This is a genomic window from Pseudoxanthobacter sp. (assembly GCF_036822375.1).
GTDB lineage: Bacteria > Pseudomonadota > Alphaproteobacteria > Rhizobiales > Segnochrobactraceae > Pseudoxanthobacter.
Genome location: NZ_DAISHT010000252.1, coordinates 1,333 through 4,498 on the forward strand (window position 1 = coordinate 1,333; position 3,166 = coordinate 4,498).

Here is a 3,166-nt window from a genome sequence, read left to right on the forward strand (position 1 = left end):
AGGCGATCCAGAAGGAACTCGGCGACGGCGAGGACGGCCGCGACGAGGCGGCCGAAATGGAAGCGCGCATCCGCAAGAGCAAGCTCTCCAAGGAAGCGCGTGAAAAGGCGCTGGCCGAGGTCAAGAAGCTGCGCCAGATGTCGCCGATGTCGGCCGAAGCCACGGTCGTGCGGAACTATCTGGACTGGCTGCTGGGCATTCCGTGGGGTAAGCGCTCCAAGGTGAAGAAGGACCTGTCCTACGCCGAGGAGGTGCTGGACGCCGATCACTACGGCCTCGACAAGGTCAAGGAGCGTATCCTCGAATATCTGGCGGTCCAGAGCCGGGCGAACAAGCTGAAGGGGCCGATCCTGTGCCTCGTCGGCCCGCCGGGCGTCGGCAAGACCTCGCTGGGCAAGTCCATCGCCAAGGCCACGGGCCGCGAGTTCGTGCGCATGCCGCTCGGCGGCGTGCGGGACGAGGCGGAAATCCGCGGTCATCGCCGCACCTACATCGGCTCGATGCCCGGCAAGGTCATCCAGTCGATGCGCAAGGCGAAGAAGTCCAATCCGCTCTTCCTGCTCGACGAGATCGACAAGATGGGCATGGACTTCCGCGGCGATCCCTCGGCGGCCCTGCTGGAAGTGCTGGACCCGGAACAGAACCACGCCTTCATGGACCACTATCTGGAGGTCGAATACGACCTGTCGGACGTGATGTTCGTGACGACGGCCAACACCCTCAATATTCCCGGCCCGCTGATGGATCGCATGGAGATCATCCGCATCGCCGGTTATACGGAGGATGAAAAGGTCGAGATCGCCCGCAAGCACCTGCTGCCCAAGGCGGAGGCGGACCACGGTCTGAAGCCGGGCGAGTTCGCGGTGGATGACGCGGCGCTGCGCACCGTGATCCAGCGCTACACCCGCGAGGCCGGCGTGCGTTCGCTGGAACGCGAGCTGGCGACGCTGGCCCGCAAGGCGGTGCGCGACATCGTGGCCGGGGCTTCGCCCAAGAGCGTGACCGCGACCGGCAGCCGCAAGGCGACCCCGGTCAAGGCGGTGACGATCACCACGGCGAACCTGGAGGATTATCTGGGCGTGCCGCGCTATCGCTTCGGCGAGGCGGAGCAGGAAGATCAGGTCGGTGTCGTCACCGGTCTGGCGTGGACCGAGGTGGGCGGCGAACTGCTGACCATCGAAGGCCTGATGATGCCCGGCAAGGGCAAGATGACGGTCACGGGCAACTTGCGCGACGTGATGAAGGAATCGATCTCGGCGGCGGCCTCCTATGTCCGCTCGCGGGCGGTCGAGTTCGGCATCGAGCCGCCGCTGTTCGAGCAGCGCGACATCCACGTCCACGTTCCCGAAGGGGCAACCCCGAAGGACGGGCCTTCGGCCGGTATCGCCATGGCGACGGCCGTCATCTCGGTCATGACCGGCATTCCGGTGCGGCGTGACGTGGCGATGACGGGCGAGATCACCCTGCGCGGCCGCGTGCTGCCCATCGGCGGCCTGAAGGAGAAGCTGCTGGCGGCGCTGCGCGGCGGCATCAAGACCGTGCTGATCCCGGCCGAGAATGCCAAGGATCTGGCCGAGATCCCGGACAACGTGAAGAGCGGCATGGAGATCGTGCCGGTCGCACGGATGGACGAGGTGGTGAAGCGCGCCCTCGTCCGCGTGCCCGAGGCGATCGAGTGGCCGCATCCGGCGCCGGATGCCGGGGCGGTGCCTGCGGCGGAAGGTCAGGTCTCGCCGGTTACGGCGCACTGAGGGCGCACGGGCCGGCCGCACCGGCGGCCTTCTGCACCGGCAAATGAACGACGAAGCCGCGGAAATCTTGGGTTTCCGCGGCTTTTTCGTCTTGCGTTCGGGCCGAAATCCGCGCAAGGAAGCGCCATCGCGCCGCCGGCGGACTTGGCCGACGGGCGGTTGTCGGTCTTCAGGCCGCCCGGAACGCCCAGCCCGGGCGGAGAAAAAAACAAAGGTGATTGAATGACGAACGTCAAGGCGAACCGGTTCAGCAAGAACGAGCTGACCGCGGCGGTGGCCGAGAAGGCGGGCCTGACCAAGGCGGACGCCACCAAGGCTGTTGACGCTGCGTTCGACGCCATCGTCGAAGCTCTGGTGAATGGCGACGAAGTCCGCATCGTCGGCTTCGGCAGCTTCGCCGTGAGCCAGCGGGCCGCTTCGACCGGCCGCGACCCGCGCACCGGTGCCGCGATCCAGATCCCCGCGGCCCGCATTCCGAAGTTCAAGGCAGGCAAGCCGCTGAAGGACGCCGTGAACGGCGGCGTTTCCGACGACGAAGCGGCCTGAGGCTGGCCCTTTCCGGGGCAAGGGGTTCCGGTCCGTGCAGAAGGCCCGCACTCAGGCGACGTGAACGGGCGAACGGGGCGCTCGCCGCCTGTCCGCAGTTTGCGGCCGAAAGGGTCCGCCGGCCGGAGAGTTCGTGTCGCGACCCTCCCTGTTGCCCCGATCCGCGATGAAGAAAACCCCGGTGCGATGCGCCGGGGTTTTCTGTTTCATGGGCCCTGAACGGGTGCGGGTCCGAAAAGGGGGGCGCGCCTCAGGCCGGCGTTTCGAACAGTTCCGGGACGGGTGCCCACCGTGCCGCCGGGTGGGCGGAGATGACGGCCACCGTGGTTTCGACGAAGCCCCAGACCGCGTCGTCGTGGGCAAGGTGGTGGGTGAGCAGGCCGATCGCTGTCGGCGCGGTGCGGCGGGCGGCGATTTCTTCGCCGGCCAGCATCAGGGCCCGTTCGTCGCCGATATAGCCGCGCGTACCGCGCCATGCGATGGGGTCTAGGTGGCAATCCGCCCGGCCCGGCTCGGCTTCCCGGCCGGCGAAGGTGGAGAGCCCCGGCAGGCCGGCCTCGCGTCGCCGGGCTGCGACTTCCGGCGCGATCCGGTTCCACGGCGGCGTCAGGACGGGCAGAAAGCGGGGGCCGAACAGGGCATCGAGGCGCACGCGCCCGGTGCCGAGTTCCGCCAGAACGGTATCGGCCGGGCGGGCATCGCCCACTTCCGCCGCGCGGCTGCCGGCCGGCTGGTGGTTGGTGTGGCTCCAGCCGTGCTGCAGCACCCAGACATCTTCGGTTTCTTCCAGCCGCTCCGCGAGTGCCCGGCCGGCGCCGGCGGGAATGACGGCCAGTGCCAGCGGCGCGGCGAAGACGCGGGCAATTCCC

At 68.3% G+C, this 3,166-nt stretch carries 3 protein-coding genes; 2 read left to right on the forward strand and 1 reads right to left on the reverse strand.

From position 1 onward, the window contains the following. Positions 1 to 1,751: endopeptidase La (lon, locus tag V7067_RS15855; RefSeq protein WP_334176871.1), on the forward strand; the 1,751-nt coding region annotated here is incomplete at its 5' end. A gap of 222 nt (positions 1,752 to 1,973) precedes the next feature. Beyond that, the gene (locus V7067_RS15860; protein ID WP_334176872.1) at positions 1,974 to 2,297 is read left to right on the forward strand and encodes an HU family DNA-binding protein; all 324 of its coding nucleotides are present in this window, start codon (positions 1,974 to 1,976) and stop codon (positions 2,295 to 2,297) included. 250 nt (positions 2,298 to 2,547) lie between these two features. Here the strand turns inward: V7067_RS15860 and V7067_RS15865 are convergent. Further along, a partial coding sequence (locus V7067_RS15865) for a glycosyl transferase family 28 (protein WP_334176873.1) occupies positions 2,548 to 3,166 on the reverse strand: 619 nt, incomplete at its 5' end.

What these genes read in the sequence shown, in the direction of transcription:
- V7067_RS15860 (WP_334176872.1), top strand. Translation starts at nt 1,974, where the DNA reads ATGACGAACGTCAAGGCGAACCGGTTCAGCAAGAACGAGCTGACCGCG.